Source organism: Streptococcus oralis, from assembly GCF_003942585.1.
GTDB lineage: Bacteria > Bacillota > Bacilli > Lactobacillales > Streptococcaceae > Streptococcus > Streptococcus oralis_BE.
Genome location: NZ_RJNK01000001.1, coordinates 374,981 through 399,932 on the forward strand (window position 1 = coordinate 374,981; position 24,952 = coordinate 399,932).

A 24,952-nucleotide genomic window follows, 5' to 3' on the forward strand; every position below is an offset into this window, starting at 1 on the left:
AAACCTACCAATTTTTTACTTGTTCAAACATTTCCTTGGCGTCTTCTTCATTTCTCAAGATAATCAAAATTGAGTTGTCGTCTGCCAGGCAGTTGAAAATTCTCTCTGAGAAAGTATTCATCAGCTGACTCTTGACAAAGGCAGTATTCCCAGGAATGACGTCCAGATTGATCATATTTCCCATGCGCTCAGAACCTACTATGTTATTCTCAGCCAACTGCAAACTTCTTACAATTGTTTTTGGCAATTCATAGATGTATTTATTGTTCTTCAAAGGAATTTTTACGATACCCAGTTCCTTAATATCTCGTGACACCGTCGCTTGAGTGGCAGAGATACCTGCTTCCTTTAAGTGCTCAACGATTTCTTCCTGTGTTCCGATTTGATAATCTGTTACAAATCTTCTAATTTTTTCAAGTCTTTCTTTTTTATTCATCTTTAAATTCTCTATGTGCTCTCTCTACAACTTTTTCTATTTCAGGGGCAACTTGGTTGCTTGCTCCCTCTTCCTTTTTCAAATATGCCAGAAATTCGATATTTCCATGTCCACCTTGGATTGGTGAATAGTCTAATCCAAGCACTGAAAAACCTTGCTCAACTGCCATAGCAGTGACTGATTCAAGGACATGTTGATGAACCTTGGCATCACGAATGATTCCATTTTTCCCAATCTGCTCACGGCCTGCCTCAAACTGAGGTTTGACAAGTGCTACAACTTGACCTTGATCAGCCAAAACACGATGCAAGGCTGGTAAGATCAGACTCAGGGAAATGAAACTCACATCAATACTGGCAAAGCTCGGTTCCTGCTTAAAGTCAGTCCTTTCAGCATAGCGGAAATTAAACTGCTCCATACTGACAACCCGAGGATCTTGACGCAATTTCCAAGCCAACTGATTGGTACCAACATCAACTGCAAAGACCAACTCAGCACCATTCTGCAACATGACGTCGGTAAATCCTCCAGTGGAGGCCCCAATATCAATCGTTGTCGCTCCTTCCACTGACAAGTCAAAGACCTGCAAGGCCTTTTCCAGTTTCAAACCACCACGACTGACATACTTGAGTTTTTCACCTTTGAGTTTTAGCTCGGTATCGTCTGGGATTTTCTCTCCTGGTTTGTCAAAGCGTTCTCCATTAAGAACATCCACAACAAGCCCAGCCATAACACCCCGCTTGGCTTGTTCTCGTGTCTCAAACAAGCCCTGTTTATAAGCTAATACATCCACTCTTTCCTTAGCCATTGATTCTCAAACTTTCTACTACTCTTACAATCGATTCTATCTCAAAAGGAACCTGCTGGGCAATTTCTTCTAATTTAGCCGTGGCTTGATTCAATGTTTGGTTACAAAAGACAATAGCCTCCTCCAAACCCAACAAGGCAGGATAGGTTGACTTTTCTGCCTGCAGGTCCTTTTGTGGTGTTTTGCCGATTTCCTCAAAACTAGCTGTCACATCCAGCACATCATCTCGAACTTGAAAGGCTAGCCCAATCAATTCACCCACAGTTTTCAGTTTTGCTTGTAACTCTGGTGCTAATTCTGCTATGATAGCAGCTGCTTGAAAAGGATAGGCTAGTAACTTACCTGTTTTATTAGCATGAATGGTCTGGAGTGCGTCCAGAGACAAGTGCTGGTGTTCGCCCTCCATGTCCAGAACCTGCCCTGCAACCATGCCTAGACTTCCTGATGCTAGGGATAAGTTGGCAATCAAGTCCACCTTGATCTGACTTGGCAAATCTGCCTGCGCTATCAAGGCATAGGGATCTAGGAATAAGGCATCTCCTGCTAAAATCGCCATTGCTTCGCCAAATTTCTTATGATTGGTTAACCGCCCTCGACGGTAATCGTCATCATCCATAGCAGGAAGGTCATCGTGAATTAAGCTCCCTGTATGAATCATTTCCAAGGCCGCAGCCACTTGGGCATGAGCAGGTTTGATAGCAACTTGCAAGGCTTCCAGAACTTCTAACAAGAGAAATGGGCGAATTCGCTTGCCACCAGCATGAATGGAATAGAGAACAGACTCTCGCAAACTAGAGGCAAACTGCTGGTCTCCATAAAAATTTTCCAAAGCCGACTCAACAAGAGCTAATTTTTCTTGCTTCTTCATTCAAAATCACTTTCTGTTCCGTCTTCTTGCATGACCTTGACCAAGGTCTTTTCAGCCTTGTCCAACGTCGCTTGGAGCTCTTTTGACAAGACCATGCCCTTTTGAAAGGCCGCAATTGCATCTTCCAAAGCAATTTCACCGTTTTCCAAACTTTGGACAATGGTCTCCAGTTCTGCTAGATTTTCCTCAAATTTCTTTTGTTTTGACATCTTTAACCTCTAATTCTACTTGACCATCTCGCATCAAAAGCGTCACTTGGTCTTTTTTCTTCAACTTCTCAACCGAATCTACTACGGACTCTTCTTTTTTGACAATAGCATAACCACGCGCCACTATTCGACTGGTATCCAACATCAACAGGGCTTCTGAAAGTCGCTTCACCTCCGCAACCTTGGCATCATAAACCAACGCCATTTGGCTACGTAGGAGCTTGTCCAACTGACCTAGACGGTCTTGATAACGCTGGATTTTGGTAATAGGTGATAGTTGGACCAGTTGATGCGTCCTTACTTGGACTAGCTGTTTGTTATCAGAAATCCGTGTTCGCAAACTTTGTTTTAAGCGCAGTTGTAGTTGATCTAACCGTTGCAAATAACCATCATACAAGCGCTCTGGCTGTCTAAAGATGACTGACTGACTGCATTTTTTCAGAGCTTCTTTTTTCTTTGACAAGACATTTTGTACAGCTGTCGCCATCCGTTTTTCTTGATTTTGCAAATGGGTCAAAAGATCCAACTTGGTTACAGGTGTTGCCAGTTCAGCAGCAGCTGTTGGCGTCGCAGCCCGTCTATCTGCCACAAAATCCGCCAAGGTCACATCCGTCTCATGCCCCACACTAGAGATGACGGGCAAACGGGATTCAAAAATAGCCCGTACCACAATTTCTTCGTTAAAGGCCCAGAGATCCTCTATGGAACCCCCACCACGACCAATGATGAGAACATCTAGGTCCTCACGTTGATTGGCACGCGCAATATTTCGAGCAATTTCCTCCGCAGCTCCATCACCTTGTACCTTAGTCGGATAGAGAAGGATATCAACACCAGGAAAACGTCTGCTGACGGTCGTGATGATATCTCGAATAACAGCTCCACTACGACTGGTTACTACGCCGATACGCTTAGGAAATTGGGGAAGAGGTTGCTTGAAACGTTCTTGAAACAGACCTTCTTCCGTCAATTTTTTCTTGAGTTGTTCAAACTGAATTGCAAGCGCCCCAACCCCATCAGGCTCAGCCTTCTCAATGATGATAGAGTAGCTCCCACTCGGTTCATAAACCTGCACACGCCCAATCACATTGATTTTCATCCCTTCTTCTAGGTCGAAACCTAATTTCTGATAAATCCCAGACCAGATGGTCGCTTGAATGACTGCATGGTCGTCTTTTAGGGAGAAATATTGGTGAGTAGGTCGTTTACGAAAGTTGGAAACTTGACCAGTTAAATAGACCCGTTCCAAGTAAGGGTCTTTATCGAATTTCATTTTCAGATACTTGGTCAAAGTTGTTACCGATAAATACTTTTCCATCGCCACCTACTATTCATTTACTTGCTCTTTCATAGGTATTATTATACCAAAAATATGCTTAAAAATCTCCTTTTGCATACCGAAACTAAAGGAAAAATAGAAAAGGAGGCCAAGCCTCCTCATCTGATTATTTGCTATTTCGTGCTTCTTCCAAAATCTTTGCAATCTTGGTGGTCAAAAGATCGATAGCAACGGTATTGCTGACTCCCTCAGGAATGACGATATCGGCATAACGCTTGGTCGGCTCGATAAACTGGTGGTACATGGGTTTGACCACGCCCAAATACTGCTCAATAACGCTGTCTAGACTACGGCCACGCTCCTCCATATCACGCTTGATACGTCGAATAATACGCACATCATCATCTGTATCCACAAAAATCTTGATATCCATCAAATCGCGCAGACGCTTGTCCTCCAAGACCAAAATCCCCTCAACGATAAAGACATCCTGAGGCTCCTGACGATAGGTCTTGCTACTCCGTGTATGCGCTGTATAGTCATAAGTCGGAATGTCCACTGGACGACCCGCCAATAACTCTTTAATTTGCTCGATCATCAAGTCTGTATCAAAGGCAAATGGATGGTCGTAGTTAGTTTTGACACGCTCTTCAAAAGTCAAGTGAGACTGATCCTTGTAGTACGAATCATGCTCAATCATGGAAATCTTTTCATCAGGAAAATGCGATAAAATGGCTCTTGAAACACTGGTCTTACCACCACCAGAACCACCTGTCACTCCGATAATGATTGGTCTATTTTGCATGCTATCCTCCGTTTTTTTATCCGTCGTCTATTCTATCACATTTTTAGCCAAATTTATAGTCTGATTTTGGATAGATTATGGGTAACAATTCAAATCCCTACATCTCAGTTAGACTAGATAAAAACCTTCCTTGGTTTGTAAAGTTCACCCCGTTTTTCAAGAATGGCTAGCAATTTTTCTCCCTCAAAGGCAGCCAATTCCTTATCCAATTGTTCTAGCTCGATAAAACGACCAAAGCGTACTTCTGTAGCCTGTTCTTGAGTTAGAAAAACTTTAACAAGGTCCCCTGTTCCAATCTCTAGAGGATGGAGAAAGTCCAGTTGACCAGCCTCCATTTTTTCAGCAATTTCTTCTAAGGTCAAGGCATCTTCTAACTGCAAACCTGCAGCACTAGTCCGTGTCAAATGGGACATATGAGCCGCATAACCCAGCTTCTCTCCCAAGTTAACCGACAAGGTACGGATATAAGTTCCCTTACTGCATTTTACACGAAAAGTGAATCGTGCGAGGTAATCCTCATAAGAAATCGGACTTGTTCGATCAAATTGATAAATGGTCACCTGACGTTCTGGACGTTCCACTTCCTGACCAGCACGCGCATACTCATATAGCTTGCGGCCATTGACCTTGACAGCCGAATACATAGGCGGAATCTGAATAATAGGCCCAGTCAGACTAGCTATCGCTTCGTCAACAATAGTTTCATCCAAGGGCGACAAAACAGGGGTCTCTGCGACCACTTCCCCACTAGCATCCTCGGTTATCGTTGAATAGCCCAGAGTGATTTCTCCCTCATAGACCTTGCCCTCGTCCTGCATAAACTCGACCATGCGTGTCGCCTTGCCAACTGCAACGGGCAAAACACCCACTACATCCGGATCTAAGGTCCCACCATGACCAATTTTCTTGGTGCCCAAAATCTTACGCAGTTTAAGAACCGCATCATGCGAGGTCATTCCCGCTTCTTTTTTTAAGTTGATAATACCGTTCATTTGTTACTTTCTAATTCCCTTTTCACTTTACATCAACATATTCTATCTTAGACAGATTTTAAAACTATATCAGCTCATTTTTCTAAATACTTCCTAGCTTCCTGTACATAAAAGAGTTCTGGATTTTCATGGGCGATACTTTCAAACAAACTACGAACACGAGCTTCATCTCCTTTTAGCTGAGCATTGAGAGCTCCGTAATATGAGAACTTGATTCGAGCTAGCTTATTTTCTGGTTCAGTTGTATCGAAGTAGTCGTTTGGTTCTTTATTAAACACAATATCTTTTATGGTTTGGGCTTGTGCAACGAATTTAGCCTTACCACCTTTACAATCTGCAGCCTTGGACAATTGTTCCTCAATGAAAGCAATACCTTGCGCATCTTGAAGATGGATAGAAGATAGAAATTCATAATATAATTTCTTAAATTCAAATATTTTTCTATTTTTTTTAGAAATATTAGAAAGATTGATATTTGAATATTGACTAAGTGCTAATAAAAAATCTCCTCTGAGGTAAGATAATTCTCCTGTGATTAATTCAAAACTTACTTCATTAAATTTCTTATTAAACTTATTGGAATGACTAACACTGTGTTCAAAGAAAGATTGATATTTCTTAAAATCAATCAAAGTCTCCTTCCAATATAGAAGAACTTTCCATGTCAATAAACTTAAAAAGATGCCAATAACTATAAATAATACCGACAAAAATAACAGATAACGTACTGCAATAATATTTTGTTTAAACAATAAAAACAAACCCAAAATTGCTATATAAACTGCAACAACTACTAAATATGAAGATAATCGAATACAAATATTATAAAGAAATTTTACATCTTTATTTGCTAATAATTTAATCAAGTTTTTCAATTTTATAAAAATCCTCCAAATAAAATTGTTTACTAAATTCTCTCAGTAAAAAATTTTCAAAATCATCTTCATCTTCAACTATTGTATACATTCCGTTGTTCACTATAAAATAGTCATTATTGATCATGTAGTGTCCATCGGAGAGTCTTGAAAAATCAATGTCATCTAACTTCAATTTGTCACGTTCACTAAGTGTTAAACGTAAACGAAGGGCTCCCTCTTTCATATAGTCTTTAGGAGAAATTACTGCATATCCTCCAAATGCTTGTTTTTCTGGACTAGATGAGTTTTGATTTTGAACTGCTTTTTCTTTAATAAAAGAAGTGATTCTAAATGAACGTGATATTTGAAAACCTGGACTAGCTAATGGCTGATCTTCAGCATCAAATACAGATAAATCATAACCTTTCTTTTTAATAGCATCTTCCACTACTGACCTAAAATCTTTTAGAACTATTTGAGCTTCATCACTTGAAACAGCATTTTTTATAAATTCCTTTAGGCCATATTGTTCATCAATGAAAGTAACATATTTTAATTTTTGACGCGTGTACTTAGCACCCACTTTTATGGTAACTCCCTTATCGAAAACATCAAAGACACCTACATCGGAAATATTACTATCATAGTATGAAGACTTAAGTGTTAATTCGTAGTTCAAATCCCTAGAATGATAAAACTCTTGTAATTGTTGTACTTTGGTATTATTTCTCAAGTAAGTTTGAATTTCACTACCTAGAAATGGAGAAAAAATTCCCACTAATACTATAATGACTACAATTCTACTCACTTTTTGATTATACTCCCCCTTTTGATAAATCCAATCTATATACGGAAATAAAAATAAAGAAAAAATGAAACTCCAAAGATTAACATCTGTTATAAAATCAAAAGAAACTATCATCTTAAAATTTAATAAAAACATGAGAAATATTGATAAAAAAACATTGCCAATCAATAGGAATGCAATCAGACACTTCATTTGATTTTTTGCTTTTTTTACATAAGTTATACCTACAATAAGATTGGCTAGAAAGCTAAAAATATAGCCAAAAATAGTTGGAAAAAAGCCAATCACTCCAAAAAGCAAATCATATCTAGACCTTTCGTTAGAAACTGTTGAACCTTCGAAGTTCAAAAAACCGTATAAAAAATTGAGCAAAAAAACAACTAATGGTAAATAGGCAATATATATATCCGTAAATTTTAGAGGTTTTTTTATAGTCAAGTTTACTCCCCCTTCAGCGCTTCAAATTTCGCTTTCATAGTTGGATTTTTTCGGGTCAATTTTTTAACTGAAACATCTTCCAATTTGTTATTAGCGAGGCGGAGTTGGTTTTCGGATGTGGTTAGGAACTTCTTGACCTCTTCCATGCGTTTGATGGCCTTGTCAATTTCATCGATTGCTTTGCCAAAGTTAGTCGAAGCTGAGTTGTAGTTCTTAGCAAAGGCTAGTTTAAAGGCATCCAAGTCTTCCTCAAAATGCGTGATATCAATATTCTGCTCTCGCACTAAGGCCAACTCTTGTTTGTATTTTAGGGAATTAAGCGCCGCATTTCGCAGGAGACCAATTAACTGGATAAAGAACTGAGGACGAACCACATACATCTTTTCATACTCGTGGCTGACGTCAACAATTCCTGTATTAAAGTAGTCGTTATCTGCTTCTAACATGGTCACCAAAACGGCATATTCACAGTTCTTCTCCCGACGGTCCTTGTCCAATTCTTTGTAAAAATCCGAGTTCTTATGCTTCTTCTCCGTCCCATCCGCTTCGTTTTTCATTTCAAACATGATGGAAATAATTTCGACTCCATTTTCATCACATTCTCGGAAGATAAAGTCTCCCTTAGAACCACGCGCAGAAACCTTGTTATCCTTCTCAAAGTAGGCATTTGGAAAGGCAAAACTACGAACCTTGTTAAACTCACTCTCTGCATACTGTTCCAAACTTTCCCCAATTGCCTTGGTTGATTGTTGGGCTTTGAAATTCTTGTAAAACTCAACTTGTTCACTGGCTGCCTTGAGCTGAGCTTCATAGTTTTGCTTAACAGAAGCAAGAGAAAGCTCATTTTCTTTTTCTTGCAAGAGGAGCTGATTTTTGACCTGATCCCGTTCTTTTTCTAGGTCAGAAAGGGTCTTTTGAAGTTGATTTTCATGCTCCAAACGCAAGGTAGCCAGTTGGTTTTCCAAGGCTTGTACTTCCTTGTCCTTGGCCAACAAGGCCTCATGGCTTGTCTGTTCAACTTCTTTCTTAGCTAACTCTTTCTCTGTATCAAAGTTTTGGATTTGACTCTGCAGTTGCGCAATTTCTTGGTCTTTTTGAGCCAGTTTAGTCTGTTGCTCATTCATAGCCTTCTGCTCAGCCAAGGCCAGCTCCTGCTTCATCCGATCGTGCAATTCCTTATCAAACTCAACAGTTCTCACTTGGGATAAAAGTTCGGCATACTGACTTTCATTTACTGTAAAGACTTCCCCACAGTTGGGACATTTGATTTCGTTCATAACTTTCCTCTTTCTAGACTTCTGTAACCATTATATCATGCCTGAGGGAAAATCAAAAACAGTGAGTCAAAACCCACTGTTTATATCTGTTACTTTAAATTTTTTCCAAGGCCAAGCGCAAATCTTCAATCAAATCCTCTACATTCTCAAGACCGATCGACAAGCGAATTTGGTTTGGTGTTACACCTGCTGCTTCTAGATCTTTTTCTGACAACTGTCCATGAGTTGTTGTAGCTGGATGGACCACAAGGGACTTAGCATCTGCAACGTTTGCTAGGTCAGAGAAGATTTCCAAATTATCAATCACCTTGCGAGCTTCTGCCTCTCCACCTTTGACATGGAAGGTAAAGATTGAACCCACACCTTTTGGAAAATATTTCTCAGCCAAGGCATGGTAAGGACTGTCAGCTAGTTTTGGATAATTTACCTTCTCTACCTTAGGATGGTTGACAAGGAAATCAACAATTTTCTCTGCATTTTGCACATGGCGTTCCACACGAAGAGAGAGAGTTTCAAGCCCTTGGAGCAAGAGAAAGGCATTAAATGGCGACAAGGCAGCACCTGTATCACGAAGCAATTGAACACGAACAGCGATAATAAAGGCTGCTGCACCCACATCACGAGTATAGCTCAAATTGTGGTAGCTAGGATCTTCCTCAACAAATTGAGGGAATTTCCCTGATGCTTCCCAATCAAAACGACCACTGTCCACGATGACACCGCCAATAGTCGTACCATGTCCACCGATAAACTTAGTCGCTGAGTGAATGGCAATATCTACACCGTGAGAGAAGACGTTAATCAAATATGGTGTGGCAAAAGTGTTGTCCGAAACAAGAGGAATCTTGTGTTTATGCGCAATCTCAGCCAATTTTTCCAAGTCAGGAATGTTAATTAAGGGGTTCCCCAAGGTTTCAATCAAGACAAGTTTGGTATTGTCACCGATAGCTGCTTCCACTTCCTCCAAATTATCCACATCCACAAAGGTTGTTGTGATTCCATAACGAGGAAGGGTTTCTTTCAAGAGATTGAAAGTACCACCGTAAATAGTTGACGCAGCCACCACATGGTCACCTGCGTGAGCAAGCGCCAAAATAGTGTAGGTTACAGCAGCCATACCTGATGCTGTCGCTAGTGCTCCAACACCACCTTCAAGAGCTGCGATTCTTTCTTCAAATGCCGCTGTTGTAGGGTTGGTAATACGAGTATAGATATTGCCAGGTTTTCTCAAAGCAAACAAATCGGCACCTTCTTGCGTGTCATCAAAAACAAAGGATGTTGTTTGATAAATCGGTACTGCACGAGATTTAGTCGCTGGATCAACTACTTGTCCAGCATGTAATTGTAGAGTTTCAAATTTAAAATCACGAGTCATAAGACGACCTCCAAATAGCTTCATTAGGGATATTGTATCATCTTGGGCTAGTCTTTTCCAATACCGTTTTCTTATATTTTGATATAAGGAACAACTATGACTAGTCTTACACATCAAACAAAAAAGCACGATTCACTCGTGCGCATTTCTTTAATCGACATAAGTATCTTCATTTTTATTAAGGAAGGCGTAAGGCAAGCCCATCAAGAGACCTCCTCCGATAAAGTTTCCGACAAAGGTTACACCCCAGTGACGAAGAATATTAGGTATGTCAAAATTAGCAATTGAATCTGCTGCAACACTGAACTTAACAATCGCAAAAGAAGCAAAGTTCGCAGCAATGTGTTCGTTTGTTAAGAATACAAACATGTAAATTGCTGATAAAACAAGCCAAAGTTTAGCCCCACCGTCTTTCACCAAAACAAATGAAAGAATAGCAATGTTTACAAAGATATTGGCTAAAATACCTTCAAGCAAGACTAGCTCATTGGAACGGCTTAACTTCATCTCTACAACCCCTGAAATGAAGCTATCATGCGTTAGATTTGCATAGGCTGCTGAGTGGGCAAAGCCCCAACCTGCTATCAAAGCTCCGATAAGGTTGAACAAGGTACAGTAAAGTAAAATCTCAGCTGTTTTTCTCCATGAAATTTTTTTCAAGAAACTACCAGCTGTCAAAAACATCATATTTGAAGTTACCAGCTCAGCATTAAAGAAAACAATGTAGGCCAATCCCCAAGCAAAAACAAATGGGAAGAGAAAACGTCCACTACCTGGAGCGATCTTATTAATCAAGTCAGCCCCAACTGCGCCTGCAGCCGTACTAAATGTCAGAAAAGCACCTGCAAACATGGAACGAATCGCATACTTAAACTTGCTTTGGCTATAAAGACTTTCTTTCTTCTTGCAAGCAAATTCAATCTTTGAGATAAATTCTGAAGAGACCATAAAAAACTCCTAAAACTTTTATTTGTGAATATTATAACATAAAGCACGCATTTTGAAAAGCCTTTCTTGTATACGTTTTCTACAAAGAAAATCAATGCATTGGGGAATTCCATAAATCTCTCCTTTACCCATTAACAGAAAAACATTCCAATGTTTCAAATTGATCATCCAAAAATTCAAATTCAAATAGGTGCCAGTCATCGAAGGTTTGCTCACAATAACTAACTATTCCTTGATTGTAGTCAATGATAGGTTTCCCCAGCTTGTTCTTCACATCTTCCTCGCTGATTTCTCCATACATTTCCTTAAGATCAGCTAGCATGAAGTTGATAATTCTATTGAGATTTTCCTGATAATTTTTTGATAACAGTTCAACTTTATCTATAAAGTCACAATCAGGCTCTTCGTCCCAAACAAAGGTCACTCCCTCATGCTCATAAGTGTATTGCTGTAAACTCTCATCAAAATTCATTGTTCACTCTCCAAATCATTATCATTTACTAAAAATTTATTAACATTAATCAAAATGTTCAAATGATTTCATAAAAATGTCTTCCACACACGCGTACGATAAAATAACAACACTTGCAATGATTAAAAGATATCATCATAATGTTCACTCGCTTGTTTCACAAACTCGAAAATATTCAAAGATATGGGTTTCATTTCCAGTGAACCTAATGCCCCCAAATCATTCATATAAATAGTGTCGTCAGAATCTTTCTTTATAAAAAAAGCGACATCCCCATCTTGCCCAATCAGGAAAAAATCTGGTTCCCACTCTTCTATTTGGTAGGTGGAGTTTCTTTCTAGCAGATCTAGTCTTGAGTATAAGGTGATGCCTGTATTCTCTATTACCAACTCTCCTGCTTTATCAATTTTACTCAAGAATTCTGCGTATAGGTTTGGAAGTACCAAGTCAATCTGATTATTCATTCTCAACTCCTCATCTATTTTTCCTACTGCGAAAGTCCTATATCTCATCTTCACTTAGTTCTCTAAAATGTGAAATATGATATCCAAAATAAGATTTCCCCGATTTTCCTACGAAGATTCCGTGTCCAGTCATATTGGCAATTTCTCCCAAAAATATCATAGGAAGATCCTTGTCAAATGGAAAACTACTTGTTATGTCTTCTTTGAGCGTAACTAAAGACTTTTCTCTTAACTGACTCATTATCTATCCTCTCTTATACTAGACATCCTTCGGTTGCTTACGATAAATCTTTCAACCTACTGACCAGCTTCCTTTCACATTGAAAAGATACCATTAAAGTTGAATGGTTATCTTGCAAGTATCATACATTATCAAATTTTATAGTTTTCAATTTCTTCTCTACTCATACCTACAAGTTCTGTCGTCCACAAGCCTACAATGTCCGACAAGACTGAATCGCAGGTATACTCTTCTTCACCGTCTACATACTTACAGGAAAAGACAGGCTCCCTTGTCGCCGCTTGATAAAATGCCATGGCTACTTTTTCTAGTTTTTCAGGATTGAAATCAAGTGATAGTTTTTGAGCCATATCTCCTCGTACCAGATCCCAATTTTCCTGCCTAGCCTGATAACTTTCTCGTATTTTAGACACATAGCCCCTACAAAATGCTTTCAATAAGTCTGTGTTCTGATAAAGATACTGACAACTAAAATCCGAAATACAACCTGCATGAAGTAGGAATGTTAGTAAGTCCTTCAGACTTTCTGATACTCTCCCCACTTGGCCCTCACTTCCGATAAAGCCTATGCTGTTATCTTCGAGAAAAACATATTCTCCCCCACTACCGTCTTGAGCAAATGCCTTACAGGCAAGAGAGTACTCCTCATTGTTCCCTGAAAACTGGACTTCACTTATCTTGTCATAAAAATAAATATCACATTCAGTCATCAGTAAGGTCCTTAACTGTTCATTTTCTCTGACTTCTTGTAGCTTATCCATGATCATTCCTTTCTTAAGCTAAACACTTATCCATCTATTACAATTCTAATATGGTAGTTTTTAGTTTCATTCTTTAGATTCTTCACAAGGAGATCATTCTGTTTTGATTTGCCACAGAAAAATGATAGGGGCTTTCTGTCTTTCTGTTCAATACACACATGATACCTTGCCCCGTTCAATTTGACACTTCGAATATATTTGACTTCAATCATTTTGATGTTATTCAGCGGAATGATTCTCTTCACAAATACAAAAGCATTGTGAATATAAAGTCTCCCATTGGCAATGTGAAACGGAGCAAAAAAATCACCACCACTACGACGGACAATTATAAAACGTCGCCAAAAGATTAGTAAAAGAATAGAGGTTAATAAGTAAAAGGCAAAACTAAAGACAGGACTTTCCCACATCGTTTTCATTCCAAACAAAAAATATTCGAACATGCATCATTCTCCTTTGACTGACGCTTCTATTTGACAAAAACCAGTGAAAAATACAATTCACTGGTTTTTGAGGTTAATAACGTTGTTTATATGGCTTATTAAAGGCGCTTAGGATATCATCAGATGTTTCAGAATAAGCTTTAACTTCTTTAAAATCACCTTTAACAATAATCCGCTCTGTCGCATTATAGTCCACACAAGTTACCAGCGTAATCTCCTTAACTCCTTCACGATCCTCGATTTCATCTACCCGATCGGGGGTTACGTGCTTCACTTCACGAATCTCATAGGTGTATACTTTATCTTTATCAGTCAGATAGATTTTCATCCCCGCTTTGGCATTGACCAAAGGTGAGAAGAGCATCTGACTCGCATTTTCAGCAGTAAAGATATGGTGACTAGCTAGAGAATAGTTGCCCTCTCCCATTTTCTGATTTGCTTTCATGGTTCCTGCTCCGTAGAACAAGTTTACATTATCCAAACCTTTAAAAATAGGCAGGTTAATCTCTACTTCAGGAATGGCAATCCCTCCGATAACTGGAAGTTGCTGAGAATCCCACTGGGCAGCTAACACCGCTTCCGATGAAATGGATTTGACAGAATCAAAATCGAAATTTCCTTCTGTCTCTTTATTTTCCTCAATCTTTTCCTTAGTCACCTGACTGACTTGGTATTTATTGGTATTCCAAACCATAAAGAGGTCACGAATTTGAGCATTAAAAATCAAGGCAAGGGATAGAAGAATTAAAAATCCAGCTAAAATATTGATTAGTATATTTTTACGGTTATTCTTCTTTATTTTTCTGTGAGACATTATGCTTCACCCTCTGTTTTCTCTTCTGTTGCTACCTCTTCTTTTTCTGCCGCAGCAACCGTTGTAAAGGTCACAATCTTAGCATCCTGGTCTAGACGCATCACCTTCACTCCCATAGTTGAGCGTCCTGTTTGTGAAATATTGGCAACATTTGTACGGATCATGACACCTGTATCTGTGATAATCATCAGGTCTTCATCTCCTTTAACAGTGAGGAGACCTGCAAGAGGACCATTCTTCTCAGCAACATTGGCTGTCTTCATCCCTTTACCACCACGACCTTTTGTTGGATATTCAGTTGCAAGAGTACGCTTACCATAACCTTTTTCAGTGATGATAAGAACCTCATCTTGGTTTGTAATCACGCTAGCACCAACTACTGTGTCTCCTTCACGAAGATTGACCCCTCGAACACCTGTCGCGATACGGCTCATGCCACGAACAGCTGACTGATTAAAACGAACAGCATAACCAAACTTGGTACCAATGATAATATCCGTATCTTCTTCTGTCAGCAAGACATTAATCAATTCGTCTTCATCTTTGAGATTCAAGGCTTTAAGTCCATTTTGACGAATATTAGCAAATTCTTTAACACTGGTTCTCTTCACAATACCGTGACGAGTTGTGAAGAAGAGATAAGCATCATCACTACGTTCAGACTCAACGTTGATAATGGTCTGAATGCTCTCACCCTCGTCCAACTTCAAAAGATTGACAACTGGCAACCCTTTGGCTGTACGACCATATTCAGGAATTTCATAACCTTTTAGTCGGTATACTCGTCCTTTATTGGTAAAGAAGAGCAAATGATCATGGGTGCTGGTTGAAACCAACTCACGCACAAAGTCATCATCCTTAACCCCAGTACCTTGGACACCACGACCACCACGTTTTTGGGCTGTGAACTCACCTTGATCCAGACGTTTGATGTAACCCTTGTTAGAGAGAGTAATCAAGACATCCGACTCTTCAATCAAATCTTCATCTTCAAGGGTCAAGACCTCTCCGACCATCAACTCGGTACGACGTTTGTCACCAAACTTGCGTTTGACTTCGTCCAATTCCTCTTTGATGATTTGAGCTACACGCCCAGGCTTGGCAAGAATATCAGCCAAATCTGCAATCAAGGCAATCAATTCATCATATTCAAACTGAATCTTATCACGTTCCAATCCTGTCAAACGACGAAGACGCATATCAAGGATAGCTTGACTTTGACGTTCAGAAAGCTTGAACTTGCTCATCAATTCGGCTTGGGCTTCCGCATCCGTTTCACTAGCACGGATAATACGAATCACTTCGTCGATATGGTCTAGTGCAATTAAAAGACCTTCTAAAATGTGCGCACGCGCTTCTGCTTTTTCCTTGTCAAAACGAGTGCGGCGAACAACCACTTCTTTTTGGTGCTCGATATAAGCATCCAAAATTTGACGAAGGGACAAGATTTTTGGCACGCCATTTTGAATCGCCAACATGTTGAAACCAAAATTGGTTTGCATCTGGGTCATCTTGAAGAGGTTGTTAAGGATAACGTTGGCAGACGCGTCGCGTTTAACCTCGATTACAAAGCGAACGCCTTCACGATTGGACTCATCACGTACGGCTGTAATGCCCTCAAGGCGTTTTTCCTGAACCAAGCGAACAATATGCTCATGGACCTTGGTTTTATTGACCATGTAAGGGAATTCCGTTACAACGATGCGCTCACGACCCGTCTTAGTAGTTTCAATCTCTGTACGAGAACGAAGGACAATGGAACCTTTACCAGTCTCATAGGCCTTATGAATCCCTGATTTCCCCATGACAAGAGCACCAGTCGGAAAATCTGGACCAGGCAAGACCTCCATCAAGTCCTTAGTCGTCACATCTGGATTGTCCATGACCAACTTCACTGCATCAATGGTTTCACCCAAGTTGTGAGGTGGAATATTAGTTGCCATCCCAACAGCGATACCAGTTGCCCCATTGACCAAAAGGTTTGGAAAACGGGCTGGCAAGACCAAGGGTTCACGTTCGTTAGCATCGTAGTTATCTACGAAATCAACTGTGTTTTTATTGATATCACGAAGCATTTCAAGAGCAATCTTGCTCATACGTGCCTCAGTGTACCGTTGCGCGGCAGCACCGTCCCCGTCCATAGAACCAAAGTTTCCATGCCCATCAACAAGCATGTAACGGTAGCTCCACCACTGGGCCATACGAACCATGGCTTCGTAAATAGAGGAATCTCCGTGTGGGTGGTATTTACCCATAACATCCCCTGTGATACGAGCTGATTTTTTATGAGGTTTGTCTGGAGTAACACCTAATTCATTCATTCCGTAAAGAATACGACGGTGAACAGGCTTCAAGCCATCTCGAACATCAGGAAGAGCACGCGCTACGATAACACTCATGGCGTAATCGATAAAGCTGGTCTTCATCTCCTTTGTCAGATTGACATTCACTAAATTTCTATCCTGCATTAATAAATGCCTCATTTCACTATTAGTAATTAGATATATTATACCATAAAATGTCCTTTATTTCAGGCATCTGAAACTACTAAAACGTTTACATTGATAACCGAATAGAATATTCGTGACAAAGCTTTTTAAAAGTGATAGAATGAAAGTGTCTGGGGATTCCCCTAAAAAAAATGAAGGAGATGTTTAGATAATGACTTCAACTAAACAACACAAAAAAGTGATCCTTGTTGGTGACGGTGCCGTAGGTTCATCTTACGCTTTCGCACTTGTTAACCAAGGAATTGCACAAGAGCTTGGAATTATCGAAATTCCACAATTACACGAAAAAGCTGTTGGTGATGCGCTTGACCTTAGTCACGCCCTTGCCTTCACTTCACCTAAAAAAATCTACGCTGCTCAATACTCTGACTGTGCAGACGCTGACCTTGTTGTTATCACTGCAGGTGCTCCTCAAAAACCAGGTGAAACTCGTCTTGACCTTGTAGGCAAAAACTTGGCTATCAACAAATCAATCGTAACACAAGTTGTTGAATCAGGTTTTGATGGTATCTTCCTTGTTGCAGCTAACCCAGTTGACGTTTTGACTTACTCAACTTGGAAATTCTCTGGATTCCCTAAAGAACGTGTTATCGGTTCAGGTACTTCACTTGACTCAGCTCGTTTCCGTCAAGCACTTGCTGAAAAATTGGATGTTGATGCTCGTTCAGTTCACGCCTACATCATGGGTGAACACGGAGATTCTGAATTCGCTGTTTGGTCACATGCAAATATCGCTGGTGTAAACCTTGAAGAATTCCTTAAAGATACTCAAAACGTTCAAGAAGCTGAATTGATTGAATTGTTCGAAGGCGTTCGTGACGCTGCTTATACAATCATCAACAAAAAAGGAGCTACATACTATGGTATCGCTGTAGCACTTGCTCGTATCACAAAAGCAATCCTTGATGACGAAAATGCAGTACTTCCACTTTCAGTCTTCCAAGAAGGTCAATACGGAGTTAAAAACGTCTTTATCGGTCAACCAGCAGTTGTTGGTGCACACGGTATCGTTCGTCCAGTAAACATCCCATTGAACGATGCGGAAACTCAAAAAATGCAAGCATCTGCTAAAGAATTGCAAGCAATCATTGATGAAGCGTGGAAAAATCCTGAATTCCAAGCAGCTTCTAAAAACTAATTAAAAGAAGGTTCTCATTTCATGGGAGCCTTTTTCTTTTTGCACAGAACGATAACATCAACTTTTCAGATAAACAAAAAAGCCTGTCGCACAAGCTCAAATGCTTGATATGACAGGCTTTTTTAAAATTCATTATTTAACAGCGTCTTTAAGAGCTTTACCAGCTTTGAATGCTGGAACTTTAGAAGCTGCGATTTTGATTTCTTTACCAGTTTGTGGGTTGCGACCTTTACGTGCAGCACGCTCACGAACTTCAAAGTTACCAAAACCAATCAATTGAACTTTTTCACCAGCTGCAAGGTATTCAGTTACTGCTGCAAATACAGCGTCAACTGCTGCTGCTGAATCTTTCTTAGTCAATTCTGTAGCTTCTGCTACTTTAGCGATCAAATCTTGTTTGTTTGCCATGTTAATAATTCCTCCAAATAATTTCTAATTAACAAATATAATCATATCCTAAAATTGCCCACAGGTCAAGTCAAAAACGCTATTTCTAACGATTTTTCTCTATTTTTTTAGGAATGATATCGAACTAAGATAGCCCATGCATTTTCACCTGTATGGGTCTGAATGATAGAGCCCGTTTCCAGTACTGAGATTGGTTTTTCGACATAAGTTTGTAAAACATTCTTCATCTCATTGGCCCATTCATTAGTACCAGCGTAGGATATTCCAATTTCTGCAACAGATTTATGAGAAAGGGTCTCGGCCAACTCGTCAAGCCATTTTTTAAATGTCTTAGCACCGCGTCCCTTTACAATAGGTTGGAGTTCATGGTTCTTCATTTGCATGACGACACGAATATTCAACAGAGAACTAAGCAATCCTGTCACACGTCCGATACGTCCACCCTTAACTAGATTTTCTAATGTTGAAACACCGATATAGAGTTCAGTATGTTTCTTGACCTCTTCCACACATGCCAAGATGGTTTCTAAATCTTTACCTTCTTGGGCAAGTTTAGCAGCTTCAACAACTTGAAACTTCATCGCCTGATCTGTAAAAGAACTATCAATAACAGTCACATCAGCAGTTGAGAGACTTGCCCCTTGGCGAGCAGCTTCAACAGTTCCAGACAAGGCATGGGACATGTGAATAGCGAGAATCTGACTACCGTCTTTACCTAGTTCTTCAAAAACTTCAGCAAATACTCCCACTGGAGGCTGACTGGTTTTGGGCAGGTTTTTACTTTGCTGCATAAGATGAAGGAATTCCCCTTCTTTCAAATCTGCATCAGAATAAAGGATACCATCAATCATCACAGATAAAGGAACAACGGTGATATTTAATTCTTTAACTACTTCTGGTTCAATAGTAACAGAGGAATCAGTTACAATTTTTACTTGTGTCATATCTTCAATCTTTCTATTCTTCTCAATAAGATAGGGATTTATCACTTTTATTATATCAAAAAATTGTTAAAAAATCATGATGAATCCAATGAAAAAGCTTGGAATTTTGGTATAATCTATCTATAGAAAAGCGAGGGAAAGTCATGATCCGAAAAGTTCAGCCTATTATTACTATCATACTTGGGGCAGCTATTTATGCCTTTGGTCTTACCTATTTTGTAGTTCCTCACCATTTGTTTGAAGGCGGAGCAACTGGTATCACATTGATTACCTTCTATCTCTTTAAAATTCCTGTCTCAGTGATGAATCTCTTGATAAATATTCCTTTATTTATCCTAGCATGGAAAATATTTGGTCCCAAAACTCTCTATTCCAGTCTCTTGGGAACTATCTCCCTCTCTGTCTGGCTTGCTGTCTTCGAAAGAATTCCTTTACAGTTTGACTTACAAGGAGATCTCATTATCGTTTCCTTGGTTTCGGGTGTTTTACTGGGAGTCGGTTTAGGAATTATTTTTAATGCTGGTGGGACTACTGGTGGTTCTGATATTGTTGCCCGTATCCTCAACAAATACACCAATATTTCGATTGGTAAATTACTCTTTGGGATTGACTTTCTCATCCTGATGTTGATTTTAATCATCTTCCAGGATCTTCGTCTTGTCACCTATACTCTCTTGTTTGACTTTATCATCGCTCGTGTTATCGACTTGATTGGGGAAGGGGGCTATGCTGGTAAAGGATTTATGATTATCACTCAGTATCCTGAGCAATTGGCTGATAAAATCAATGAAGAACTAGGACGTGGCGTGACCTATATCTCTGGTCAAGGCTACTACAGTAAGAAAGATTTGAAAATCATTTATTGTATCGTTGGTCGAAATGAAATCGTTAAAATGAAGGATATGATTCACCAAATCGATCCTCAAGCCTTCATCACTATCACCGAAGCTCATGAAATACTAGGCGAAGGATTCACTTTCAAAAAAGAAAATAGATAAAAAGCTGGGAGATTTTTCCAGCTTTTATTTTTCTTCAGAAAGTGTAGAGTGACGATAGCCATAAGTAAAGTAAATCACTAGTCCAACCGCCAAAGCAAGTCCAAAGGCAATCCATGTTTCCTTGGTGTACTGAAGCATAAAGGAAAGACAGATAAGAATGGAAAGGATTGGCAAAAGCGGCACTAAAGGAGTCTTGAACTCTCCTTCTTTAGGCATTCCCTTATCCTTTCTGAGTTTTATAATGCCATAAGCTAGTAAGATGAGATAGGCTAGTGTACAGATATTTAGAAAGGCTGCAATACTTGCCAAGGGGAAAATACCCGCAGCAATGGCTGAAGCAGCCCCTGTTAAGATAGTTGCATTCTTTGGAACTCGACTAGTTTTACTTAGTTGTTTAAAGCTTTGAGGTAAAAGTCCATCACGTGCTAAGCTATATATCATTCGAGACAAAGCATAAGTCATGGAAATACATACAGTTATCAGGGTTAGAATGGCTACAATCGAAACATAATTTGCCGCCCAACCAATCCCAATACTACGCAATGAAAAGGCCACTGCGTCATCCACATTAAGCTTACTGTAATAAACAATCCCTGTCAATACTAAGGTCACCAAGGCATAGAGAATAGTGACGATTGACAGAGAAAGGACAATTCCTCGAGGAACATTCTTTTGCGGACTTTGAATTTCATCAACTGTCATGGAAATCGACTCAAAACCGAGAAAACCGAAGAACATCAAAGAGGCTCCTGCCATAATCCCAGTACTTCCACCATAAATTTGACCAAAGCCAAAGGGAGCAAAATTCGACCAATTTTCAGGTTTGATGTGCCAAATCCCAACTAGGATGAACAAAGCCAGAGCAGAGAATTTTAAGACCACTAGAAGCGAATTAAAGCGCAGGGCTGCCTTGGAATTCAATAAGACTACTCCCGTTACCAGAGCAAGCACCAAAATAGGTAAAAGATCAATATAGGTGCCTTGTTCGGGATTAAAGGTGCCATTTAAGGCTTGGGGCATGGAGATACCATAATTACTGAGTAAGCCCTTAAAGTAAGCTGCCCAGCCAGACGCCACACCTGAAACAGCTGTCATGAATTCCATGATGGTCAACCAGCCAGCAATCCAGGCTGGCAATTCTCCTAAAATCGCATAGAGATAACTATAAGCACCTCCTGTTGCAGGCACACGAGAGGCGAATTCCGCAAAAAAGAGGGCTGATAAAGAAACGCACAGGGCAGAAATCACAATGGAAACCACTAGTGATGGGCCAGCTAGTGTAGCTGCTGCTGTTCCTGTAATGGTGAAAATTCCCGTCCCTACCATGGCACCGATTCCTAGTAAAATCAAATCCCATAATTTTAAATGCCGGCGCATTTCTGTCCGTCCCAGACTAACATCCTTGGTTCTAAAAATTTTCATACTTCATCTCCACTAAATGTAATTGTTTTATTTTACCACATAAAAGTATTTTTGTGAATATTTATTAGGTCTTTTTTTGAAAAAAATTCTGAACAGGAAAACTTCCTGTTCAGATTTTGCATATTCTTACCCAACTGATCCTTCCATCTCATAGCTAATCAAGCGGTTTAGCTCAACTGCGTATTCCATTGGAAGTTCTTTAGTGAAAGGTTCTACAAATCCCATGACAATCATCTCAGTTGCCTCAGATTCTGACAATCCACGGCTCATGAGGTAATAGAGTTGTTCTTCTGAAATCTTAGATACTTTGGCTTCGTGTTCCAAAGCAACTTGTGAGTTATGGATTTCATTGAATGGAATGGTATCTGAAGCTGATAAGTCATCCATGATAATGGTATCACACTCGATGTGAGAAACAGATTTCTTAGAATTTTTATTAAAGGTTACTTGTCCACGGTAGTCAACCTTTCCTCCGCCTTTAGCGATGGATTTAGACACGATAGACGAGCTGGTATGTGGAGCATTGTGGATCATCTTAGCACCCGTGTCTTGGTGTTGACCAGCATTAGCAAAGGCGATAGAGAGCATGGTACCACGAGCCCCTTCTCCATCAAGGTAAACAGATGGGTATTTCATAGTCGTTTTGGCACCCAAGTTCCCATCAATCCACTCAACAGTTGCATCTTTCAAGGCTTTGGCGCGTTTGGTTACCAAGTTATAGACGTTATCAGACCAGTTTTGGATAGTTGTATAACGCATATAAGCTCCGTCCAAAGCAAAGATTTCTACAATGGCTGCATGCAAACTGTTGCTTGAGTAAGTCGGTGCTGTACATCCTTCTACGTAATGGACGCTTGCTCCCTCATCAACGATAATCAAGGTGCGTTCAAACTGACCAGTATTTTCATTATTGATACGGAAGTAGGTTTGAAGCGGAATATCTACCTTGACCCCTTTTGGCACGTAGATAAAGGTTCCACCTGACCATACTGCTGAATTGAGGGCAGCCAACTTGTTATCAGTCGGCGGTACCAACTTAGCAAAGTATTGTTTGAACAAGTCTGGGTATTCCTTGAGGGCAGAATCCGTATCTGTAAAGATAATGCCTAACTTCTCAAATTCTTCTTTCATGTTATGGTAAACAACTTCTGACTCGTACTGAGCAGAGGCTCCTGCTAGATAAGCACGTTCAGCTTCTGGAATACCGATACGTTCAAAGGTTTCTTTAATCTTTTCAGGTACATCATCCCAAGAACGGGCAGGTTTATCAGATGGTTTTTGGTAATAGAGCAAGTCATCAAAGTCAATCTCTGACAAGTCTGCTCCCCAGGTTTGCATGGGCATTTTTTTGAAGGTTTCATAAGACTTCAAACGGAATTCTAACATCCACTCTGGCTCACCCTTGGCAGCAGATAATTCACGAATAACACCTTCGTTGAGTCCTTTTCCTGTCGATAGGACAGGCTCTACATCATCATGGAAACCAAATTTATATTCACCAAGGTCAATTGGTTTTGGTTCTACTCTTTCTTCAGCCATAATATCCTTTCTTTCATTATATATTTCTATGTTTCTTATTTATCTTCTTGATTTTCAATTGTTTTTTTGAGAGCATTCCAAGCTAGGGTTGCACACTTGATTCGTTGAGGGAATTTGGCAACACCCGATAAGAAGGCTGCATCGCCTAGTTGATCTTGGCGGTCATCTTTTTGTCCTTGCACCATTTCTGAAAAAATGGTCGCAAGTTCTAAAATTTCTTGCTTGGTTTTTCCTAAAACGGCATCTGTCATCATACTAGCAGAGGCAGTTGAAATCGTGCATCCTGAATTTAGAAAAGCAATATCTTCCAAACGATTTTCTGCATCAAACTTGACAGAGAGATTGATGACATCCCCACAGGTTGGATTGTTGAGACTGATTTGTTCAGCGTCTTCTAACTTCCCTTGGTGATGTGGATTTTTCGAATGGTCTGCTACCACTGCCATATAAAGGCTATCTAGTTTAGAAAGTGCCATTGAAAAACTCCTTTGTCTTTTGTAGGGCATAGACTAGTTTGTCACAATCATCCTTGGTATTGTAGAGATAAAAACTAGCACGAGCTGTTGCTGGGACTTCTAAATACTGAAGCAAGGGTTGCGCACAGTGGTGACCCGCACGAACAGCCACTCCTTCATAGTCCAAAGCGGTCGCAAGGTCGTGAGGATGAAGATCATCTAGGTTAAAGGCAATAACACCCGAACGTTGAGCCAAATCCTGAGAACCATAAATAGTCAGTCCTTCAATCGCCTGCAGTTTTGGATAAACGTATGCAATCAGTTCCTGTTCATGAGCTTCAATGGCATCCATACCAATATTTTCAAGATAATCCACTGCAGCAGCAAGTCCGATGGCACCAGCCATATTAGGAGTTCCAGCCTCGAATTTCCAAGGCAATTCCTTCCAACTAGCAGATTGCTCGTAGACGAAATCAATCATCTCACCGCCAAATTCAACTGGTGACATTTGTTCCAGATACTTCTCTTTACCGTAAAGGACACCGATACCAGTCGGACCAGCCATCTTGTGACCAGAAAAGGCAAAGAAGTCCACATCCAAGTCCTGGACATCAATCTTCATATGAGGTGTAGACTGGGCGCCATCCACCACCATGATGGCTCCAACTTGGTGAACCATTTGAGTGATTTTCTTGATAGGATTGACCACACCAAGAACATTAGAGGCATGAGCTAGCGAAACAAATTTAACCTTATCAGTCAATTTAGCTCGCAAATCCTCCATATCCAAGGCACCGTCTTTAAGATAGACATAGACAAGCTCCGCTCCAGTCTTGCGACAGGCTTCCTGCCATGGAATGATATTGGAATGGTGTTCCATGACGGAAATCAAGACCTGGTCGCCCTCAGTCAGGATTTCCTCAGCAAAGCGTGCCACCCAGTTAAGGCTGGTTGTCGTTCCTCTGGTAAAAAGCACTTCTTTTGTAGAGCCTGCATTGATAAATTTACGAATGGTTTCACGAGCAGCTTCATAAGAAGCTGTCGCTCTCTCAGCCAAGGTATGGACACCACGGTGAACATTGGCATTGTCCTGCTCATAGTAGCGGTTGATGGCTTCCAGAACTGCTAGTGGTTTTTGTGTCGTCGCAGCATTGTCCAGATAGACCAGAGGTTCATCGTTGACAATCTGGTCTAAAATTGGAAAATCCTTGCGAATCGCTTCTACATCTAACATCGGTTTCCC

The 24,952-nt window shown here is 40.1% G+C and carries 27 protein-coding genes; 2 read left to right on the forward strand and 25 right to left on the reverse strand.

The genetic code is table 11. The annotated features are described in order from the left end of the window. Positions 1–4: 4 nt before the first annotated feature. The 19 genes from D8862_RS01870 to gyrA all read right to left on the reverse strand — a co-directional run bounded on the left by D8862_RS01870 (position 5) and on the right by gyrA (position 16,763). Positions 5–436: an arginine repressor gene (locus D8862_RS01870; protein ID WP_001034389.1), complete on the reverse strand. Its 432-nt coding sequence runs from the start codon at positions 434–436 to the stop codon at positions 5–7. Continuing rightward, positions 429–1,244 (reverse strand): TlyA family RNA methyltransferase, encoded by an 816-nt coding sequence (locus D8862_RS01875; protein WP_001041091.1) that lies wholly within the window; start codon positions 1,242–1,244, stop codon positions 429–431. Before D8862_RS01875 ends, D8862_RS01870 begins: the two co-directional genes overlap by 8 nt. Then, the gene (locus D8862_RS01880; RefSeq protein WP_125448484.1) at positions 1,237–2,112 is read right to left on the reverse strand and encodes a polyprenyl synthetase family protein; all 876 of its coding nucleotides are present in this window, start codon (positions 2,110–2,112) and stop codon (positions 1,237–1,239) included. Before D8862_RS01880 ends, D8862_RS01875 begins: the two co-directional genes overlap by 8 nt. Continuing rightward, entirely contained in the window at positions 2,109–2,321 is a 213-nt protein-coding gene (locus tag D8862_RS01885; RefSeq protein WP_000043226.1) for an exodeoxyribonuclease VII small subunit, read from the reverse strand. The genes D8862_RS01880 and D8862_RS01885 overlap by 4 nt, the downstream gene beginning before the upstream one ends. After that, complete coding sequence (gene xseA / locus D8862_RS01890; RefSeq protein WP_125448485.1) at positions 2,299–3,639, reverse strand: exodeoxyribonuclease VII large subunit; 1,341 nt, start codon at positions 3,637–3,639, stop codon at positions 2,299–2,301. Before xseA ends, D8862_RS01885 begins: the two co-directional genes overlap by 23 nt. A 127-nt stretch (positions 3,640–3,766) precedes the next feature. Then, positions 3,767–4,405, reverse strand: coding sequence for a uridine kinase (udk, locus tag D8862_RS01895; protein WP_001181372.1), 639 nt, complete (start codon positions 4,403–4,405; stop codon positions 3,767–3,769). 113 nt (positions 4,406–4,518) lie between these two features. Next, positions 4,519–5,397: a tRNA pseudouridine(55) synthase TruB gene (truB, locus tag D8862_RS01900; RefSeq protein WP_125448486.1), complete on the reverse strand. Its 879-nt coding sequence runs from the start codon at positions 5,395–5,397 to the stop codon at positions 4,519–4,521. A gap of 74 nt (positions 5,398–5,471) precedes the next feature. Continuing rightward, entirely contained in the window at positions 5,472–6,263 is a 792-nt protein-coding gene (locus D8862_RS01905; protein ID WP_038805659.1) for a hypothetical protein, read from the reverse strand. Continuing rightward, the gene (locus D8862_RS01910; RefSeq protein WP_260467899.1) at positions 6,256–7,500 is read right to left on the reverse strand and encodes a glutamyl-tRNA amidotransferase; all 1,245 of its coding nucleotides are present in this window, start codon (positions 7,498–7,500) and stop codon (positions 6,256–6,258) included. Before D8862_RS01910 ends, D8862_RS01905 begins: the two co-directional genes overlap by 8 nt. Positions 7,501–7,502: 2 nt before the next feature. Then, positions 7,503–8,777, reverse strand: coding sequence for a DUF2130 domain-containing protein (locus tag D8862_RS01915; RefSeq protein ID WP_125448487.1), 1,275 nt, complete (start codon positions 8,775–8,777; stop codon positions 7,503–7,505). Between the two features lie 94 nt (positions 8,778–8,871). Further along, positions 8,872–10,152 (reverse strand): O-acetylhomoserine aminocarboxypropyltransferase/cysteine synthase family protein, encoded by a 1,281-nt coding sequence (locus D8862_RS01920; protein WP_125448488.1) that lies wholly within the window; start codon positions 10,150–10,152, stop codon positions 8,872–8,874. A 150-nt stretch (positions 10,153–10,302) separates the two neighbouring features. Then, entirely contained in the window at positions 10,303–11,100 is a 798-nt protein-coding gene (locus D8862_RS01925; RefSeq protein WP_125391272.1) for a formate/nitrite transporter family protein, read from the reverse strand. Between the two features lie 124 nt (positions 11,101–11,224). After that, entirely contained in the window at positions 11,225–11,572 is a 348-nt protein-coding gene (locus D8862_RS01930) for a hypothetical protein (RefSeq protein WP_125448489.1), read from the reverse strand. Between the two features lie 122 nt (positions 11,573–11,694). Beyond that, positions 11,695–12,036 (reverse strand): hypothetical protein, encoded by a 342-nt coding sequence (locus D8862_RS01935; protein ID WP_125448490.1) that lies wholly within the window; start codon positions 12,034–12,036, stop codon positions 11,695–11,697. A gap of 37 nt (positions 12,037–12,073) precedes the next feature. Further along, a complete protein-coding gene (locus D8862_RS01940) occupies positions 12,074–12,277 on the reverse strand; it encodes a hypothetical protein (RefSeq protein ID WP_125448491.1) in 204 nt (67 codons plus the stop codon). Positions 12,278–12,408: 131 nt separating this feature from the next. Next, entirely contained in the window at positions 12,409–13,038 is a 630-nt protein-coding gene (locus D8862_RS01945; protein ID WP_125448492.1) for a hypothetical protein, read from the reverse strand. A gap of 26 nt (positions 13,039–13,064) precedes the next feature. Next, complete coding sequence (locus tag D8862_RS01950) at positions 13,065–13,481, reverse strand: hypothetical protein (protein WP_125448493.1); 417 nt, start codon at positions 13,479–13,481, stop codon at positions 13,065–13,067. Positions 13,482–13,554: 73 nt separating this feature from the next. Further along, positions 13,555–14,295: a class A sortase gene (locus tag D8862_RS01955; RefSeq protein WP_125448494.1), complete on the reverse strand. Its 741-nt coding sequence runs from the start codon at positions 14,293–14,295 to the stop codon at positions 13,555–13,557. Next, a complete protein-coding gene (gyrA, locus tag D8862_RS01960) occupies positions 14,295–16,763 on the reverse strand; it encodes a DNA gyrase subunit A (protein ID WP_125448495.1) in 2,469 nt (822 codons plus the stop codon). The genes D8862_RS01955 and gyrA overlap by 1 nt, the downstream gene beginning before the upstream one ends. A gap of 193 nt (positions 16,764–16,956) precedes the next feature. On the opposite strand from gyrA, the gene D8862_RS01965 reads away from it, so the two are divergent. Then, the gene (locus D8862_RS01965) at positions 16,957–17,943 is read left to right on the forward strand and encodes an L-lactate dehydrogenase (protein ID WP_000204722.1); all 987 of its coding nucleotides are present in this window, start codon (positions 16,957–16,959) and stop codon (positions 17,941–17,943) included. Positions 17,944–18,075: 132 nt separating this feature from the next. On the opposite strand, the gene D8862_RS01970 is transcribed toward D8862_RS01965, so the two are convergent. After that, positions 18,076–18,351, reverse strand: a complete 276-nt coding sequence (locus D8862_RS01970; protein ID WP_001284636.1) for an HU family DNA-binding protein — start codon at positions 18,349–18,351, stop codon at positions 18,076–18,078. Between the two features lie 107 nt (positions 18,352–18,458). Further along, entirely contained in the window at positions 18,459–19,295 is an 837-nt protein-coding gene (locus D8862_RS01975) for a DegV family protein (RefSeq protein WP_125448496.1), read from the reverse strand. A gap of 143 nt (positions 19,296–19,438) precedes the next feature. Between D8862_RS01975 and D8862_RS01980 the strand changes: the two genes are divergently transcribed. Next, complete coding sequence (locus D8862_RS01980; protein ID WP_125448497.1) at positions 19,439–20,293, forward strand: YitT family protein; 855 nt, start codon at positions 19,439–19,441, stop codon at positions 20,291–20,293. A 24-nt stretch (positions 20,294–20,317) separates the two neighbouring features. Here D8862_RS01980 and D8862_RS01985 read toward each other — a convergent pair whose 3' ends face one another. The 4 genes from D8862_RS01985 to D8862_RS02000 all read right to left on the reverse strand — a co-directional run bounded on the left by D8862_RS01985 (position 20,318) and on the right by D8862_RS02000 (position 24,943). Next, on the reverse strand, positions 20,318–21,715 hold the full coding sequence (locus D8862_RS01985; RefSeq protein WP_125448498.1) for an APC family permease: 1,398 nt from the start codon (positions 21,713–21,715) through the stop codon (positions 20,318–20,320). Positions 21,716–21,841: 126 nt separating this feature from the next. Continuing rightward, entirely contained in the window at positions 21,842–23,254 is a 1,413-nt protein-coding gene (sufB, locus tag D8862_RS01990) for a Fe-S cluster assembly protein SufB (RefSeq protein WP_125448499.1), read from the reverse strand. Between the two features lie 35 nt (positions 23,255–23,289). After that, positions 23,290–23,730 carry a Fe-S cluster assembly sulfur transfer protein SufU gene (gene sufU / locus D8862_RS01995; protein ID WP_125448500.1) on the reverse strand — a complete coding sequence of 147 codons (441 nt, stop codon included), beginning with the start codon at positions 23,728–23,730 and terminating at the stop codon, positions 23,290–23,292. After that, positions 23,717–24,943, reverse strand: a complete 1,227-nt coding sequence (locus tag D8862_RS02000) for a cysteine desulfurase (RefSeq protein ID WP_125448501.1) — start codon at positions 24,941–24,943, stop codon at positions 23,717–23,719. The genes sufU and D8862_RS02000 overlap by 14 nt, the downstream gene beginning before the upstream one ends. Positions 24,944–24,952 lie beyond the last annotated feature (9 nt).

Bases quoted from the DNA above. Each gene is read 5' to 3' on its own strand.
- D8862_RS01870 (WP_001034389.1), bottom strand. From the start codon at position 436: ATGAATAAAAAAGAAAGACTTGAAAAAATTAGAAGATTTGTAACAGAT.
- D8862_RS01875 (WP_001041091.1), bottom strand. From the start codon at position 1,244: ATGGCTAAGGAAAGAGTGGATGTATTAGCTTATAAACAGGGCTTGTTT.
- D8862_RS01880 (WP_125448484.1), bottom strand. From the start codon at position 2,112: ATGAAGAAGCAAGAAAAATTAGCTCTTGTTGAGTCGGCTTTGGAAAAT.
- D8862_RS01885 (WP_000043226.1), bottom strand. From the start codon at position 2,321: ATGTCAAAACAAAAGAAATTTGAGGAAAATCTAGCAGAACTGGAGACC.
- xseA (WP_125448485.1), bottom strand. From the start codon at position 3,639: ATGGAAAAGTATTTATCGGTAACAACTTTGACCAAGTATCTGAAAATG.
- udk (WP_001181372.1), bottom strand. From the start codon at position 4,405: ATGCAAAATAGACCAATCATTATCGGAGTGACAGGTGGTTCTGGTGGT.
- truB (WP_125448486.1), bottom strand. From the start codon at position 5,397: ATGAACGGTATTATCAACTTAAAAAAAGAAGCGGGAATGACCTCGCAT.
- D8862_RS01915 (WP_125448487.1), bottom strand. From the start codon at position 8,777: ATGAACGAAATCAAATGTCCCAACTGTGGGGAAGTCTTTACAGTAAAT.
- D8862_RS01920 (WP_125448488.1), bottom strand. From the start codon at position 10,152: ATGACTCGTGATTTTAAATTTGAAACTCTACAATTACATGCTGGACAA.
- D8862_RS01925 (WP_125391272.1), bottom strand. From the start codon at position 11,100: ATGGTCTCTTCAGAATTTATCTCAAAGATTGAATTTGCTTGCAAGAAG.
- D8862_RS01930 (WP_125448489.1), bottom strand. From the start codon at position 11,572: ATGAATTTTGATGAGAGTTTACAGCAATACACTTATGAGCATGAGGGA.
- D8862_RS01935 (WP_125448490.1), bottom strand. From the start codon at position 12,036: ATGAATAATCAGATTGACTTGGTACTTCCAAACCTATACGCAGAATTC.
- D8862_RS01940 (WP_125448491.1), bottom strand. From the start codon at position 12,277: ATGAGTCAGTTAAGAGAAAAGTCTTTAGTTACGCTCAAAGAAGACATA.
- D8862_RS01945 (WP_125448492.1), bottom strand. From the start codon at position 13,038: ATGGATAAGCTACAAGAAGTCAGAGAAAATGAACAGTTAAGGACCTTA.
- D8862_RS01950 (WP_125448493.1), bottom strand. From the start codon at position 13,481: ATGTTCGAATATTTTTTGTTTGGAATGAAAACGATGTGGGAAAGTCCT.
- D8862_RS01955 (WP_125448494.1), bottom strand. From the start codon at position 14,295: ATGTCTCACAGAAAAATAAAGAAGAATAACCGTAAAAATATACTAATC.
- gyrA (WP_125448495.1), bottom strand. From the start codon at position 16,763: ATGCAGGATAGAAATTTAGTGAATGTCAATCTGACAAAGGAGATGAAG.
- D8862_RS01965 (WP_000204722.1), top strand. From the start codon at position 16,957: ATGACTTCAACTAAACAACACAAAAAAGTGATCCTTGTTGGTGACGGT.
- D8862_RS01970 (WP_001284636.1), bottom strand. From the start codon at position 18,351: ATGGCAAACAAACAAGATTTGATCGCTAAAGTAGCAGAAGCTACAGAA.
- D8862_RS01975 (WP_125448496.1), bottom strand. From the start codon at position 19,295: ATGACACAAGTAAAAATTGTAACTGATTCCTCTGTTACTATTGAACCA.
- D8862_RS01980 (WP_125448497.1), top strand. From the start codon at position 19,439: ATGATCCGAAAAGTTCAGCCTATTATTACTATCATACTTGGGGCAGCT.
- D8862_RS01985 (WP_125448498.1), bottom strand. From the start codon at position 21,715: ATGAAAATTTTTAGAACCAAGGATGTTAGTCTGGGACGGACAGAAATG.
- sufB (WP_125448499.1), bottom strand. From the start codon at position 23,254: ATGGCTGAAGAAAGAGTAGAACCAAAACCAATTGACCTTGGTGAATAT.
- sufU (WP_125448500.1), bottom strand. From the start codon at position 23,730: ATGGCACTTTCTAAACTAGATAGCCTTTATATGGCAGTGGTAGCAGAC.
- D8862_RS02000 (WP_125448501.1), bottom strand. From the start codon at position 24,943: ATGTTAGATGTAGAAGCGATTCGCAAGGATTTTCCAATTTTAGACCAG.